Here is a 12,906-nt window from a genome sequence, read left to right as displayed (position 1 = left end):
CTCAGTCCGCCTTGATGCCGGCCTTCTGGACCAGCGCGCCAAAGCGTTTGCTGTCATTTTGGAGCAGCTTGGCCATGGCCTGTGGGGTGGACTGGGTGGGAATGGCACCCGCCTTCTCGAGCTTTGCCCGTGTCTCCGGGTCTGCCAGTGCCCTGTTGGTGGCGTCGTTCAGCTTCGAAACCACCGTGGCGGGCAATCTTGCAGGACCAAACAAGCCGGTCCACGACGAGATTTCGAGTTGCGGATACCCCAGCTCCGTGACCGTCGGAACCTCGGGCATTGCCGGCAGGTGCTTCGCGGAGGTGACCGCCAGCGCGTTGATCTTCTTGCTCGCCACGAATGGCGTCGAATTGGGCACCTGGTCGAACATCAGATCGACCTGGCCGGACATGACGTCCACCAGCGCGGGACCATTGCCTCGATAGGGAACGTGAACCATCTTGATGCCGGTGGCTTGAGCGACCAGCTCGGCCACGATGTGGGTTGACGATCCCGCGCCGGCCGAGGCGTACGTGAGCTTCCCGGGATTGGCCTTTGCCTCGGTGACCATCTGCTTGAAGCTCGTGAGCTTCGACGACGGGCCTGCCACGACAACATGGTTGGTGTCGAAGACCTGTGCGATCGGCGTGAAGTCGCGTTCTGGCGAATAGCTCATGTCCTTGTACAGGTACGGATTGATCGCGAGATTCGCCATGGCACCGAAAAGCAGCGTGTAGCCATCGGCCGGCGCCTTCGCAACGAAGTCGCCGCCAATGTTTCCGCTTGCGCCGACCTTGTTCTCGACGATGACCGGCGAGCCCAGCACCCGCGACAGCGACTCGGCAAAGATCCGGGCGGCGACATCAGTGCCGCCTCCGGCCGCATAGGCCACAACCAGCCGTATCGGCTTGGAGGGGTAGGGGTCCTGCGCGCTGGCGAACATGTGGAGCGCGCCGATCGCGATGCCCATGCCGATTGAAACGGAGATTTTTTTCAACGCGCGGCGCCGACTTCCGATCTGTGATTGGTGTGCCATGACATTCCTAAATGAGCGTGTTTGAGGCAAGACGACCGGGACATCCCGCAAGCGCGCTTGATACCGATCAAGGGTGCAAGTCAGATGGTTGGTATCCATAATAGGATCCAATCTCTGATAATAAGCCTTGCTCGGAAATCTTGTCCAGAGTCAAACCCTAAAGGAAAAGCAATGCCCATGATTCGCATCGAACTGTCCGCAGGCCGAACGCAGGAGCAAAAACAGAAGGTTGCCGAGGAGATCACGCAATCGATGGTTGCTCACTGCGGCTGCAAACCGGAAACGGTCCACGTTGTGTTCGAGGACGTGAAGCCGTCGGATTGGGCGGTGGGCGGAAAGTTCTTGGGAGCGCCGGCGACCTGAGGTTCATCTGCGCGTTCTCGGATCAATCGTCCTGAAGCGCTCTTTGCGTGTGTTCGATGTGCTTCTCCAGCAGTTCGATGGCCAAGGGAATGTCACGAGCCACGCAAGCCTTGAGGATCTCGCGGTGTTCGGATTGGGGGGACTTTCGTCCGGCCTTGTACGACTGCTGGGCGCGGAGGTGAATGCCGATCCCGCGCACGATCTCTTCGATCATTTTCAGAAGCCTGGGCCGCCCGCAGGCCCTGTACAAGCACAGATGAAACTCGAGGTTGAGCTCCGCCCACTCGAGAGGCGAGTCGCTTGCGTCGTACCTGGCCATGATCTCGCGCGCCGCCTTGTGGTCAGCTGTCTTCATCAGTGGGATCGCAAGCTTCAGAGCACGCGTTTCCAGGCCGATCCGGATGTCCAGGGTCTCAAGCAGTTCGGGGACGGACTGGGTCGCGACGATGGAGCCTTGGTGCGGGGTATGCTGAACAAGGCCTTCGGCCTGAAGCCGCTTCAAGGCCTCGCGAACGGGGATGCGACTGACACCGAAGCGCTTGGCCAGCGCCTCTTGTTTGAGCTGGACCCCTAAGCCGAGGGACCCGGTCAGAATCATGTCACGCAGTGCGCTCGTGACTGAATCTGCAGACAATACAAGCACGCCATTCGCCGACTCGTCAGCCATCACAAGACCTCGCATCCAAACCTTCACGGGCCACTATCTTACTTTCGAATCCAAAATAGGATCCGATCAACCTGGATGGTGCCCCTACCCATGCTGGACAAGGAAACCTTGCTGCGCGCGATCGAGATGAAGCTCGATCTCTCCCTCCTGGAGAAGATGTTCGACCACCTTCCCAGCGTCCTGTTCTACGTCAAGGACCGGGAGGCACGGTACCTGGTGGTCAACAGTACCTTGCTGAACCACAGCGGCTGTAGGCGCAAGGAAGAGGTGGTCGGACTCACCTCGGACGACTTGTTCGGCTTCACCGGGCCGACCACACTCACGCAGGACCGAGAAGTGATCAGCACCGGCAAGCCCGTGGTCGACGTGCTGCGTCTTTTCTTCTCGGCGGATGGGCGCCGACAGTGGTGCCTCAGCTCGAAGTTTCCCTTGTCGGACAAGGCAGGGCAGGTCGTCGGGCTGATCGGCGTGTCGCGCATACTTTCGCGTCCCGACGAAAAGCACGCAAGCTACAAGCGGCTACTCGACTTCCTGAAGATGCTGGAGGCCCCGGATCAACAGAACCTGCGGATCAGCGAGATTGCGGTGGCCGTGAACCTGTCAATGGATACGCTGGAGCGCTTGTGCAGGGAGGTGTTCGGCATGGCGCCCAAGCAGATCATGATGCGGATGCGGCTGGATCGCGCATGCTGCAAACTGGAGAACGGCCAGGACAGCATCACCGACATCGCGACAGAGTGTGGGTACACCGACCACAGCGCCTTTTCGAGGCAGTTCAAGGCTGCCACCATGTTCACCCCACAGCAGTACCGCGCTGCTGCGCGCGCGAAGTGACGGGGCATCAGGCGATCCTGAACAGCGGCTCTCCAAACCCCACCACGGCTCCATCCATCGCCAGCGGCTAGCCGACAAAGGAGGCCACGGTGACACCCTCGGCCTCCAACCGCATCCGGACGAGTCTCGCCATCTCGATGGCTCCGGCACTGTCGCCGTGGACGCAGATCGAGTCGGCGTTCAACGCAATAGGCTCGGCGCCCAGCACCGGCATCCTTCCGGTTTTCAGGTAGCCGATCAAGCGATCCGCGGCCTCCTTGGCGTCATGCAGCATGGCACCGGTCTGGCTGCGCGGCACCAGTTGGCCGTTGGGCAGATACGCGCGATCGGCAAAGATCTCGGAGAACACCTGAACTTCTTGCTCACGCGCGGAGCGCTCGAGCTCCGTGCCGGATATGGCGAGTATCGCGAGCGTCGGGTCAACGGACTTCACCACGGAAACGATGGCCTTCGCCACCGTCATGTCAGCGGCCGCGAGATTGCCCAGCGCGCCATGCGGCTTGACGTAGCTCACTCGCGTGCCCGCCAATCGCGCCATTGCGGCGAGCGCGCCAACCTGCGCCACGACCATCCTGCCGATCTCGGCGGCTTGCATCGGAATCACGCGCCGGCCGAAACCTTCACGGTCCGCATAGCCGGGATGGGCCCCGACCTTGACGCCACGGTCTGCGGCCATGCGCAGCGTCCTGTACATGGTTTCCGCGTCGCCGGCATGACCGCCACAGGCGATGTTGGCGCTGGTGACGCAGTCCAGGATGAGCGCGTCATCCCCCATGACCCAAGGCCCGTAACCTTCCCCGAGATCGGAATTCAGATCGATCCGCATCCTTGCGTCCTTCACATCGAGTTGCTTCGTCAGCGCCGGAACCGCCGCTTTTCGTGTGTCAGCGAAAACGTCGCCAGCCGTCACTTGCCGGGCAGATTCGTTGCACGCGTCAGGAGCGTGACGCCCGCGCCCTGCGCCGAGTCGTAGTAGGTGAAGCCCGTACGGTTGGCGCGGCGCCCGCGCATCAGCACCGGCAGGCCCGCGCCTTTGGCCTGCGCCTCGGCGGCATCCGCGTCCGCAACCTCGAAGCCGATGTGGAAGACACCTTCTCCCTTGCTGTCCATGTGAAGGCGCTGGGGCGAGGGTTCATCGCCAGGCTCACACAGCTGGATCTGAACGTCGGGCAGGTTGCAGATCCTGTACTTGAGCGACAGGAAGCCGGCCTTGCTGGGAACCTCCAGCTCCTCATACTCGACCAGAGGCGGATATTCGACCCACGGGCCCACGCCGATGGACTCGTAGTAGGCTTGCGCCTTGTCGATGTCGTACACCACGATGCAGATGTGGTGAAACTTGTTGAACAAGGTCGACATGGGTTCAGTCCTTGACCGGTACGACATAGTTCAGCACGCGCCGGCCTCCGTCCACATACACGGTTTCCCCGGTCAGGTACGACGCATCGTCACTGGCGAGGAAGGCGACGACCGACGCGATTTCCGATGCCTGGCCGTAGCGGCCCAGCGGGGTTCGCGACAGGATCGCATGATGGCCCGCGCTGTTGACGAACGCCCCGGCCACCATGTCGGTCATGATGGTCCCGGGGCCGACGCCCACGACACGGATGCCATGGGGCGCAAACGCCACCGCCGCGGTGGAAGTTACCTGGTTCATGCCGCCCTTGGAGATGGCGTAGGGCGCCACGTTGGGGTTGGCCAGCCCGGAGTTGATCGACGACATGTTGATGATCACGCCGCCCTTGCCTTGGCTGATCATCTGGCGGCCTGCTGCCTGCGTCCCGTAGAAGGCGCCCTTGAGATTGACGTCCAGCACGCGATCCAGGAGTTCTTCGGTGACGTCCAGAAAATCAACCACCGGCGCGATGCCGGCGTTGTTCACCATGATGTCGACGGCGCCGAAGCGCTGGACGGCCGCCTCGACGAGCTGAACCACCTCGCTCTTCTTCGCAACGTCGGCGGGTAGCGCCAGAACGGCATCTGGCGTGCCGATCTCACCGGCCGTCTTGTGCAACTGGTCCACGTTGACGTCGGAGACAACCACTTTGGCCCCTTCGGCCAAGAGACGTTCGGCCGTCGCGCGCCCGATTCCGCGCGCAGCTCCTGTCACGACAGCAACTTTTCCTGCAAGCCTCATTTCGACTTCCTCTTAGTAGACGATGGTTTCAAACAATGGTGTTGAACTGCGAATTCGGCCCCAGCCCAACGGGGTCATGTCGATGGACCGGAACTCTCCTGTTGTGACCAGTTCTGCAACACCTCGACCCACGGCTGGCGCATGCATGACCCCATGGCCGGAGAATCCGGTCGCCATGATGAGATTGCTGAGTTCATCGTGGGCGCCGACGACCCCGTTGTGGTCCAGCGTATTGACTTCATAGTGCCCCGCCCATGCACGGTGGAGCCGAAGTTCCTCCATGGCCGGAATACGGGTGGCAAGCAAGGGCCAGAAGAGCTCCTCGAAGAGCTCGTGATGCGGCTCGAAATCCCCATCGGCGTCCGCGTCCTTCTCGGCCGGTGGCTGGATGCCCCCGATGTAGCCGTCCCCTTCAGGACGAACCCAGATACCGCTTGAATCAAACAGCATCGGGAAGTTTTCCAGCCTGAACGGCGTCTTGAAGCAGAACACCGTGCGCTTCTTGGGCACAACAGGCAGCGCGATGCCCAGTGACGCGACCAACCGGCCGGATAGCGCGCCCGCCGCCAGAATGCAGAAATCGCAGGAGATCTTCTCTCCATTCGACAGCCCGACGCCGGTGACCCTGGCGTGATGCGTCTCCAACGTCTCGACCGCCGCCTGCACGTAGTGGACGCCGTGCTGACGCGCCGATCGACGCACCGTGGACAGCAGGCTCCAGGCATCGAACCAGCCTTCGTGCTGCACGCCCAGCGTTCCGATGCCGACGCCGTCGAAACTGATTCCAGGAAAGCGCACGCCGAGTTCGTCGGGGTCCAGCGCGAGGATGCGTGCACCTTGGGCGCATTGCATCTCGGCCGCCGCCACCCGCTCGGCGATCTGATCGCTCTCCCCAAGGATCAGGTAGCCCTTTTCCTGGAATCCGATGTCCGCCTCTTCTCCGAACACGGCCTTGATGTTGCGAAACATGTGAGCCCCGAACAGGCTCATCTGGATATTCGTGGGTGTCCCGAACTGTGTGCGTATCGAAGCGGCAGACAGGGCTGTCGAAGAGTACTGGTACGTCGGGTCTTTCTCCACGACAGTGATCGATCCCGCGAAGCCGGCCTGGCGCAGTGACCACGCACAGAAGCTGCCAATGATGCCGCCGCCGACAATAACGACGCGGCCTGAACTCGCTGATGGCATGACCGAGGGAGAGCAAATGGATGAACGGCGAAATCAGGCCCGAACCGGCCGCTGCCGTTGTGCGAAGTCCGACGCCGATTGCTCGAATGTCTGGCCGGCGCGCGGGTTCCACTGCACGCCAGACCGAGCGAGGACACCGGGCTTGAGTCGCTGCGACTTGTCGTAGTCGCTCCAGGGATGGAAGAAGAGCGGCTCGGTCCGGTCGATGCTGCGCAGGCGCTCGGCCAACGCGTCGAGGTAGGCCTGGCGCTCCGCTGCCGATACGCGTGCAGGCATCCAGGCGGCAAAGGGTGGGAGTATGGTGAAGCCGGTGTAGCCCAGGATCCCGTTGTGGATGGGCCAGAGCACATGGTGAAGGTCGCCGTCGATGCCGTTGGCTTCGTAGAGGGTGGACGCCGTCCCTGTTGTGATGCAAAGCATCGCCCGCTTGCCCTTGAAGTGCCCGGATTCGTACTTGCGCCCCGCGGAGTACGCGAAGCCTCGGCTGAAGACGCGGTCGATCCAGCCCTTGAGGATCGCGGGCATCGAGAACCACCAGACCGGGAAATGAAACAGGATGAAGTCGGCGGCTGCGACCTTGGCCTGCTCGGCCGCGACTTCTGCGCTGTATGCGTTGGTCGCGAATGCATGCTCCTGTTCCCTGGAGAGATCCAGGTAGTCGGGGTTTGCACGCTCGCCTGCGAAGTCGGCAGGACCCAAGGCCGAATTCCAGCGCATGCGGTACAGGTCACTGACGACGACCGTGTGGCCCTGGCGCTCTAACTCGCCACCGGCGAGGTCCTTGAGCGCTGCGTTGAAGGATGCCGGCTCGGGATGCGCAAATACGATCAGACAGTTCATGCCGGAAATTGTGCGGGCGGGGGATCGGCGCCGCTAGATGGTATGACGCACCCCGGCCGCGGTTTTCTGCATAGTCAAAACGTCGGCCGCTCTGCGGCTCTCCATCTGCGTGTGACCGGGCAGAGCATCGTCGTCGACGGCGGGTCGTGCACGCCCGAGAGCGAAGTCCAGTTGCAGGCCTACTACAACGGTCACGACTGATCGCCGTGCCCGGCGGCATGGCGATACCAATCCGTGATCGAGGGATCAGTAATAACTATTTCATGACTCCATCAATCAAATCTCAGAATGTCGGCCACAGGGCATTGGCCCCGCCGCAGGTCAACCACTTCTGAAAGCCGTCATGAAACTTCTCGAGACCATCACCGTCGTTGCCATCGTGGGGCTGCAGGCACTGGGTGCGGCGCATGCGCAGACCAAGGACACCTTGCAGAAGATCAAGGAAACAGGCGTCATCAATCTCGGTGGACGCGAGGCATCGTTTCCGTTCTCGTACAAGCTGAGTTCGGACGACAACCCGGTCGGCTTCTCTGCCGACCTTTGCATGAAGGTTGTCGACGCGGTGAAGGCCAAGCTGGGTATGCCGAACCTGAAGGTGCACTACACCATCGTCACGCCGACCAACCGCATCCCACTGGTGCAGAACGGCGCCGTCGACCTCGAGTGCAGCACGACGACGAACACCGTCGCCCGTGCGCAGCAGGTGGAGTTCGCACCAACGCACTTCGTGGCCAGCGTGGCCGCCGCCGTCAAGAAGAGCTCGGGAGTCAGCAGCATGGCTCAACTCGAGGGAAAGACGGTGGCCACCGTCACCGGGAGCACCTCGATCCAGCTGCTTCGTGCTTACCGCAAGAACGAGAAGCTGGAGATCAACGAGATCTCAGGGAAGGACACCGCAGATGCGTTCCTGCTCCTTTCCTCCGACCGCGCGGCGGCCATGATCGTGGAAGACGTGCAGCTCGCGGGCTTGATCGCTCGAACGAACAATCCGGGTGAGTACAAAATTCTTGAAGAGCGTCTGCGAGAAGAGCCCTATGGGTTCATGTATCGCAAGGACGATCCGCAGTTCAAGGCGCTGGTTGATGCGACGCTCACTTCGCTCATGAAGAATGGAGAGATCAATGAGCTCTATGCGAAGTGGTTCACCCGTCCAGTGCCTCCGACTGGAGCGAACATCAACCTCCCGATGCCGAACGCCGTCAAGGAGGCCTACAGGAACCCGAACAACCGGGGCGTCTGAATCGGCAGCTCGGGCTACTCAGCGAGCTCAGGAGTCTTTAGCCCCGGCGGCCTTGCGAGAGGGCGCCGAGACAGCGCCCAGCTTGGCGATGATGGTGTCGACGACCGGATTTGGACGCGTGCTGCTCCATGCAACCGCCGTGGTGACGACGTTCAGGCGCTCCTTGAGCGGCCGGAAAACGACGTTCTCCGGCGCCAGGCGCTTGAAGGACGAATGCACCAGCGCGATGCCCTGTCCGCATCCGACGAAAGCGACCTGGGACGAGATCGATCGGACCTCGTGGATCACGCGCGGCGAGAAGCCGTTCGCCAGGCAGGCAGCGACGAGGCTGTCGAAGTAGACCGGGCTGACCTGGCGGGAGAACATCACGAAGGCTTCCTGCGCGAGCGAGGCCAGGCGAATCCTCGGCAACTGCGCCAGCGCATGCGATTTGGGCAGGGCCACCGACAGCCGATCCTGGGTGAGGGGCACCGATGCGATGTCCGCGCCCAAGTCCCCTTCCAGCCGTGCGAAGGCCAGGTCGATGTCGCCGCCTTCCAGAAGGGGGATGGCATCCACGCTGTCGATCTCGCGCACGGACACCGTGAGCGAGGGGAGGTCGGCCTTCAATTGCTCGAGGAGTGCGGGCAGGACATCCACCATTGCCGAGCTGATGGCGCCGATGGTGAGCAGGCCTGTCTGTCCCGCGGCCGCCTCCTGCACGGCCAGCTCCAGCCGCTGCAGCTGCTCGGCGAACTTGCGCACGGCCGGCAGGATGGCCGCGCCCATCGGCGTGAGCTGGGCTCCTTTGCGTGAGCGCTCGAAGAGGCGCATCTTCAGCGACTGTTCGAGAACCTGGATCTGCTCGGTCAGGGGCGGCTGCGACATGCCCAGGCGCTTTGCAGCGCGGGTGAAGTTCTTCTCCTCGGCCACGATCAGGAACAGCCAGAGATGGCGGATGAGGCGGAAGTTGATCATGGCTGGGTCATAGGTTAATCGTATGGATGGGTTCCGAGATTCGGAATTTACAGATGAATGGCATCGGCCGAAAGTGGAGCTCCGATTGCTTCACACCGCTATTCCATGACGCCTCCCTCCCTGCTTGTTCGCTTGGCCGCGCTGGACACGAACACTGTCTCCGACGCGCTCGATTTCCTTCAACTGCCCGGCGCCACCTACGGACTGCGTCCGCTGTGGTCCTGCCCGAAGATCGTGGGCCGCGCCAGCACCATCCAGCTCGGCCCGAAGACCGACGCCAAGCCCACCGTGCACTTGATCTCCCCCGTCATCGCGGAGGTCACGAGCAACGAACGGGTGCTGGTCATCGCCGGCGGCGTCGACGGAATCTCCTGCTGGGGCGACATCCTGGCCAACGCCGCCGTGGCGCGGAACATCCGCGGCTCGGTGATCGACGGCCTGAGCCGCGACATCGAAGGCAGCGAATCCATCGGCTATCCCGTCTATGGCCGTGGCGTGACCATGATCAGTGCGCGCAACCGGGTTGTGCAGGTCGATTCCGGCAAGCCGGTGCAGATGGCCGGCGTCACGGTGAATCAGGACGACTACGTGATCGCGGATCGCTGCGGCACGGTGTTCGTGCCGGCGGCGCGCATCAAGGAAGTCCTCGACCTGGGCGAGCGCATCGCGCGCCGCCAGGACGCCATGGTGCAGGCGGTACGCACCGGCCGCTCGGTCGCCGAAGTCATGCACGACAAGGAATTCGAAGCCATCAACCAAGGAGCCGGCAAATGAACGCACAAGACAAGGAACTCGTCGATCTCTTCGACGGACTGGATACCCCGGGCGTCTCGGACGCGATGGACAAACTGGGGTTGCCGGGCCAGTGCCTGGGCATTGCGCCGCTGGACAACTACAAGCGGGTCGTCATCGGACCCGCCTTCACGGTCAAGTACGTGTCGGCCTCCACGCCCCCCGGGACGGTCGGCGACTTCATCGACGACGTGGCCGAAGGCGACGTGATCGTGATCGACAACGGCGGGCGCACCGACTGCACCGTGTGGGGCGACATCATGACCCAGTACGCCGGCATTCGAAAGATCGGCGCCACCGTGATCGACGGCGTGTGCCGCGACGTTTCCAAGGCGCTGGGCGACGGCTATCCGCTGTTCACCAGGGGGCGCTTCATGCGCACGGGCAAGGACCGGGTCGAGGTCGAGTCGGTCAATACGCCGGTATCGATCGGCACGGCCCGGGTCGTGGCGCGCGACATCGTCGTGGCCGATGCGAACGGCGTGGTGGTCGTGCCTCGCGGCCGCGCGCGCGAGGTGGCCGAGCTGGCCCGCAAGATCGAAGGGGTGGAAGCCGAGATTCGCGCGCAGGTCGCGCAGGGGAAGACCCTGGGAGAGGCACGCCAGACGCTGGGCTACCACACGCTGCAGAGGAAAGGATGATGGGTGTCTCTGTATCCGACACGCGGCGCTTGAACATCCACCTCGAGAGCGTACAGCCTTCCGCCACCTATCGCGTGATGGATTGCGTGGCGGCGCGCCGCGCGGCCGGCGCCAGTGTGATCTCGCTGTCCGCAGGCGAGCCGGATTTCGACACGCCTGAACACGTGCGTGAAGCCGGAATCGCCGCGATCCGTGCCGGCCATACGCGCTACACGCAGGTCGCTGGGCTGCGCGCCTTGCGCGAGGCCATCGCAACGAAGTTCAGACGCGAGAATGGCCTGGAGGTGAGCTGGCAGGACACGCTGGTGTGCAGCGGCGGCAAGCAGGTGATCTACAACGCCCTGGCCGCGACATTGAACGAAGGCGACGAGGTCATCGTGCCTGCGCCTTACTGGGTGAGCTACCCGGAGATGGTCCAGCTCTGCGGGGGCAAGCCGGTGGTCGTGCCTTGCGGCAGCGAGACGGGCTTCAAGCTCACGCCGCAGAAGCTTGCGGACGCGATCACGCCGCGGACGCGGTGGGTGATCCTGAATTCGCCTTCCAACCCGACCGGTGCGGTCTACACCCGCACGGAACTGCTGGCACTGGCCACCGTGCTGCTGGACTGTCCTCATGTGCTGGTGCTGTCGGACGACATCTACGAGCACCTGATCTTCGACGGCGCCGCTTTCCACACCATCGCGCAAGTCGAGCCTCGGCTGCGCGAGTGCACCCTGACGATGAACGGGGTGTCCAAGGCCTATGCGATGACGGGCTGGCGCATCGGCTTCGGCACGGGACCGAGATGGCTGCTCGATGCCATGGAGAAGCTCCAGGGGCAGCAGACCTCGGGGGCGTGCACCATCTCGCAGCACGCCGCGGTGGCCGCCCTGACCGGGCCTCGAGACTTCATCGACAGCAGCCGCGCGGTGTTTCAGAAACGGCGCGACATGATGGTGAAGCTGCTGAACGACACACCAGGCCTCGGCTGTGAAGTGCCCGCCGGTGCGTTCTACGCCTTCGCTTCATGCGAGGGCCTGATCGGCAAGACGACGCCTGCAGGCACTGTGCTGCACACGGACGAGGATGTCGCGATGGCCCTGCTGGACGAGGCCGGCGTGGCCGTCGTGCACGGCAGCGCCTTCGGCTTGGGGCCTTACATCCGCATCGCCTATGCGCTCGACGATGCTTCGCTGCGAAGGGCGTGCGAGGCGGTGCAGGGCTTTTGCCGATCGCTGGTGAGTGCCACGTGATATGTGAGGGAGCTTCGTCACCTGGCGAGCGATTGCTTGACGGCAATTTCCAGGAAGGCATCCACGAGTTGGTAGGGAGGGCCATTCTTGCGAACGGCGAACACCTTGGCCATCGCATTGAGGCCCTTTACCGGCCGAAAGGCGATGTCGCTTCTGTTGTTGTCTGCGACCGATTTTCCGACCAGCGTGAATCCCAGGCCCGCTGCTACGAGGCCGAGCGCGGTGTGGATCTCCTTGGCTTCGTAGCCGACACGCACCTTGACGCCCGCGTTCTCCAGGGCCTGGATGACATGGCGCGCAAAGCTGCTGTTGGGGTCCTTCGGATAGCTGATGAAGGTGGATGCGGCAAGGTCGCCCGGGCCCAGGGACTTCCGCCGGGCGAGCGTGCCAGCCGATGGCACCGCAGCGATCAGTGCTTCGTCGAACAGGTGGATGTAGTCGAGGTCGTCTTCCTCCGCCAGTTGGCCAATCGTGCGCGACAGGCCGACATGGATGAGGCCGCTGCGCAGGGCTTCGGCCTGATGCTCCGTGAGTATCTCCGTCAGATCGATGCGCACTTTGGGGAAAGCGGCGCTCATCGTTCGCACGGCGTCCGGCAGCACCGAGAAGATCGTCGAGCGCGTGAAGCCGATGCTGAGCCAGCCGAGATGACCGGACGCAACATCCTTGGCTTCGTCGAGCATGCGCTGCGCATCGGAGATCAGCGCCTTCGCTTTCGGGTACAGGAAGTGGCCCAGCGTCGTCAGCTTCATGGGGCGGCTGGTGCGGTCGAACACCTTGCCGCCGAGGAGAGCTTCCAGATGCCCAAGCTGCATGCTGACGGCGGCCGGTACCACGTGGAGCCTCACCGCCGCGATGTTGGCGTTCTCTGCCTCCACCACTTCGCAGAAATACCTCAGCGGCTTCAGGTTCATGTTTTCTGAACTCATAGTCAAAACTAGTTGATTGCTTTCGATTTCAGTTTACTTGAATATCAACTCCTGAACCCACTGGAGACATC

The 12,906-nt window shown here is 62.8% G+C and carries 15 protein-coding genes; 6 read left to right on the top strand and 9 right to left on the bottom strand.

The window, feature by feature from the left end:
• Position 1: 1 nt before the first annotated feature.
• Positions 2-949 (bottom strand): Bug family tripartite tricarboxylate transporter substrate binding protein, encoded by a 948-nt coding sequence (locus ACSQ86_RS16995; RefSeq protein ID WP_436309257.1) that lies wholly within the window; start codon positions 947-949, stop codon positions 2-4.
• A gap of 150 nt (positions 950-1,099) precedes the next feature.
• On the opposite strand from ACSQ86_RS16995, the gene ACSQ86_RS16990 reads away from it, so the two are divergent.
• Positions 1,100-1,378 (top strand): tautomerase family protein, encoded by a 279-nt coding sequence (locus ACSQ86_RS16990; protein ID WP_436310282.1) that lies wholly within the window; start codon positions 1,100-1,102, stop codon positions 1,376-1,378.
• 22 nt (positions 1,379-1,400) lie between these two features.
• Here ACSQ86_RS16990 and ACSQ86_RS16985 read toward each other — a convergent pair whose 3' ends face one another.
• A complete protein-coding gene (locus ACSQ86_RS16985) occupies positions 1,401-2,072 on the bottom strand; it encodes a GntR family transcriptional regulator (protein ID WP_436309256.1) in 672 nt (223 codons plus the stop codon).
• An 81-nt stretch (positions 2,073-2,153) separates the two neighbouring features.
• On the opposite strand from ACSQ86_RS16985, the gene ACSQ86_RS16980 reads away from it, so the two are divergent.
• Complete coding sequence (locus ACSQ86_RS16980) at positions 2,154-2,879, top strand: helix-turn-helix domain-containing protein (RefSeq protein ID WP_436309255.1); 726 nt, start codon at positions 2,154-2,156, stop codon at positions 2,877-2,879.
• 67 nt (positions 2,880-2,946) lie between these two features.
• Here the strand turns inward: ACSQ86_RS16980 and ACSQ86_RS16975 are convergent, their stop codons facing one another.
• From ACSQ86_RS16975 to ACSQ86_RS16955, 5 genes are read right to left on the bottom strand one after another with little or no spacing between them, the layout of a single operon-like run.
• Entirely contained in the window at positions 2,947-3,789 is an 843-nt protein-coding gene (locus ACSQ86_RS16975; RefSeq protein ID WP_436309254.1) for a LamB/YcsF family protein, read from the bottom strand.
• Positions 3,786-4,238: a VOC family protein gene (locus tag ACSQ86_RS16970; RefSeq protein WP_436309253.1), complete on the bottom strand. Its 453-nt coding sequence runs from the start codon at positions 4,236-4,238 to the stop codon at positions 3,786-3,788. The genes ACSQ86_RS16975 and ACSQ86_RS16970 overlap by 4 nt, the downstream gene beginning before the upstream one ends.
• A 4-nt stretch (positions 4,239-4,242) precedes the next feature.
• Positions 4,243-5,016, bottom strand: a complete 774-nt coding sequence (locus tag ACSQ86_RS16965; RefSeq protein ID WP_093107912.1) for an SDR family NAD(P)-dependent oxidoreductase — start codon at positions 5,014-5,016, stop codon at positions 4,243-4,245.
• Between the two features lie 12 nt (positions 5,017-5,028).
• On the bottom strand, positions 5,029-6,204 hold the full coding sequence (locus ACSQ86_RS16960) for an NAD(P)/FAD-dependent oxidoreductase (RefSeq protein WP_436309252.1): 1,176 nt from the start codon (positions 6,202-6,204) through the stop codon (positions 5,029-5,031).
• A 33-nt stretch (positions 6,205-6,237) separates the two neighbouring features.
• Complete coding sequence (locus ACSQ86_RS16955; protein WP_436309251.1) at positions 6,238-7,044, bottom strand: NAD(P)H-dependent oxidoreductase; 807 nt, start codon at positions 7,042-7,044, stop codon at positions 6,238-6,240.
• A 343-nt stretch (positions 7,045-7,387) separates the two neighbouring features.
• On the opposite strand from ACSQ86_RS16955, the gene ACSQ86_RS16950 reads away from it, so the two are divergent.
• Positions 7,388-8,284: an amino acid ABC transporter substrate-binding protein gene (locus ACSQ86_RS16950; protein ID WP_436309250.1), complete on the top strand. Its 897-nt coding sequence runs from the start codon at positions 7,388-7,390 to the stop codon at positions 8,282-8,284.
• A 27-nt stretch (positions 8,285-8,311) separates the two neighbouring features.
• On the opposite strand, the gene ACSQ86_RS16945 is transcribed toward ACSQ86_RS16950, so the two are convergent.
• Positions 8,312-9,241, bottom strand: a complete 930-nt coding sequence (locus tag ACSQ86_RS16945) for a LysR family transcriptional regulator (RefSeq protein ID WP_436309249.1) — start codon at positions 9,239-9,241, stop codon at positions 8,312-8,314.
• Positions 9,242-9,346: 105 nt separating this feature from the next.
• Between ACSQ86_RS16945 and ACSQ86_RS16940 the strand changes: the two genes are divergently transcribed.
• From ACSQ86_RS16940 to ACSQ86_RS16930, 3 genes are read left to right on the top strand one after another with little or no spacing between them, the layout of a single operon-like run.
• On the top strand, positions 9,347-10,015 hold the full coding sequence (locus tag ACSQ86_RS16940; protein WP_436309248.1) for an RraA family protein: 669 nt from the start codon (positions 9,347-9,349) through the stop codon (positions 10,013-10,015).
• On the top strand, positions 10,012-10,674 hold the full coding sequence (locus ACSQ86_RS16935; protein WP_436309247.1) for an RraA family protein: 663 nt from the start codon (positions 10,012-10,014) through the stop codon (positions 10,672-10,674). The genes ACSQ86_RS16940 and ACSQ86_RS16935 overlap by 4 nt, the downstream gene beginning before the upstream one ends.
• Positions 10,674-11,906 carry a pyridoxal phosphate-dependent aminotransferase gene (locus ACSQ86_RS16930; protein WP_436309246.1) on the top strand — a complete coding sequence of 411 codons (1,233 nt, stop codon included), beginning with the start codon at positions 10,674-10,676 and terminating at the stop codon, positions 11,904-11,906. Before ACSQ86_RS16935 ends, ACSQ86_RS16930 begins: the two co-directional genes overlap by 1 nt.
• 17 nt (positions 11,907-11,923) lie before the next feature.
• Here ACSQ86_RS16930 and ACSQ86_RS16925 read toward each other — a convergent pair whose 3' ends face one another.
• Positions 11,924-12,820 carry a LysR family transcriptional regulator gene (locus tag ACSQ86_RS16925; protein ID WP_436309245.1) on the bottom strand — a complete coding sequence of 299 codons (897 nt, stop codon included), beginning with the start codon at positions 12,818-12,820 and terminating at the stop codon, positions 11,924-11,926.
• Positions 12,821-12,906 lie beyond the last annotated feature (86 nt).

The sequence above is a fragment of the Variovorax sp. LjRoot130 genome, from assembly GCF_964253755.1.
GTDB lineage: Bacteria > Pseudomonadota > Gammaproteobacteria > Burkholderiales > Burkholderiaceae_C > Variovorax.
Note: the sequence above shows the minus strand (reverse complement) of the source record. Positions and strands in the feature narration are given on the sequence as shown.

Bases quoted from the DNA above. Each gene is read 5' to 3' on its own strand.
- ACSQ86_RS16930 (WP_436309246.1), top strand. From the start codon at position 10,674: ATGGGTGTCTCTGTATCCGACACGCGGCGCTTGAACATCCACCTCGAG.
- ACSQ86_RS16955 (WP_436309251.1), bottom strand. From the start codon at position 7,044: ATGAACTGTCTGATCGTATTTGCGCATCCCGAGCCGGCATCCTTCAAC.
- ACSQ86_RS16965 (WP_093107912.1), bottom strand. From the start codon at position 5,016: ATGAGGCTTGCAGGAAAAGTTGCTGTCGTGACAGGAGCTGCGCGCGGA.
- ACSQ86_RS16945 (WP_436309249.1), bottom strand. From the start codon at position 9,241: ATGATCAACTTCCGCCTCATCCGCCATCTCTGGCTGTTCCTGATCGTG.
- ACSQ86_RS16990 (WP_436310282.1), top strand. From the start codon at position 1,100: ATGGTTGGTATCCATAATAGGATCCAATCTCTGATAATAAGCCTTGCT.
- ACSQ86_RS16960 (WP_436309252.1), bottom strand. From the start codon at position 6,204: ATGCCATCAGCGAGTTCAGGCCGCGTCGTTATTGTCGGCGGCGGCATC.
- ACSQ86_RS16940 (WP_436309248.1), top strand. From the start codon at position 9,347: ATGACGCCTCCCTCCCTGCTTGTTCGCTTGGCCGCGCTGGACACGAAC.
- ACSQ86_RS16935 (WP_436309247.1), top strand. From the start codon at position 10,012: ATGAACGCACAAGACAAGGAACTCGTCGATCTCTTCGACGGACTGGAT.
- ACSQ86_RS16970 (WP_436309253.1), bottom strand. From the start codon at position 4,238: ATGTCGACCTTGTTCAACAAGTTTCACCACATCTGCATCGTGGTGTAC.
- ACSQ86_RS16950 (WP_436309250.1), top strand. From the start codon at position 7,388: ATGAAACTTCTCGAGACCATCACCGTCGTTGCCATCGTGGGGCTGCAG.
- ACSQ86_RS16995 (WP_436309257.1), bottom strand. From the start codon at position 949: ATGGGCATCGCGATCGGCGCGCTCCACATGTTCGCCAGCGCGCAGGAC.
- ACSQ86_RS16925 (WP_436309245.1), bottom strand. From the start codon at position 12,820: ATGAACCTGAAGCCGCTGAGGTATTTCTGCGAAGTGGTGGAGGCAGAG.